This is a genomic window from Brevibacillus sp. MCWH (genome assembly GCF_013096935.1).
Classification (GTDB): Bacteria; Bacillota; Bacilli; order Brevibacillales; family Brevibacillaceae; genus Brevibacillus; species Brevibacillus aydinogluensis.
Genome location: NZ_SDLF01000261.1, coordinates 1 through 362, shown reverse-complemented (window position 1 = coordinate 362; position 362 = coordinate 1). Strand labels below are relative to the sequence as shown.

Annotated in this window: 1 tRNA gene and 1 rRNA gene; both read right to left on the bottom strand. The window is 52.5% G+C overall.

Annotated features, from left to right (window positions below):
* Positions 1-47: 47 nt before the first annotated feature.
* Positions 48-124 (bottom strand) — tRNA-Ile (locus ETC00_RS20395).
* A gap of 157 nt (positions 125-281) precedes the next feature.
* Positions 282-362 (bottom strand): 16S ribosomal RNA (locus tag ETC00_RS20390); the annotation flags it as partial.

Here is a 362-nt window from a genome sequence, read left to right as displayed (position 1 = left end):
CTCTCCCAACTGAGCTACAGCCCCATATATGTATCGAAGAGTCAATATGGTGGGCCTAGGCTGACTCGAACAGCCGACCTCACGCTTATCAGGCGTGCGCTCTGACCAACTGAGCTATAGGCCCAAAATTCACCCCAAAAAGTGACGTGATGCTTCGAAGCGTATTCCGAGTACTTTTCGGGGGCCCCAAAGCCTATTTACCACGCCTCTTTTATCCAAAGGGGGTTATGCTCCTTCAAAACTGAACAGCGAGTAAGCGTCGACTTGCCAAAGCTCCGTAGAAAGGAGGTGATCCATCCGCACCTTCCGGTACGGATACCTTGTTACGACTTCACCCCAATCATCTGCCCCACCTTCGGCGG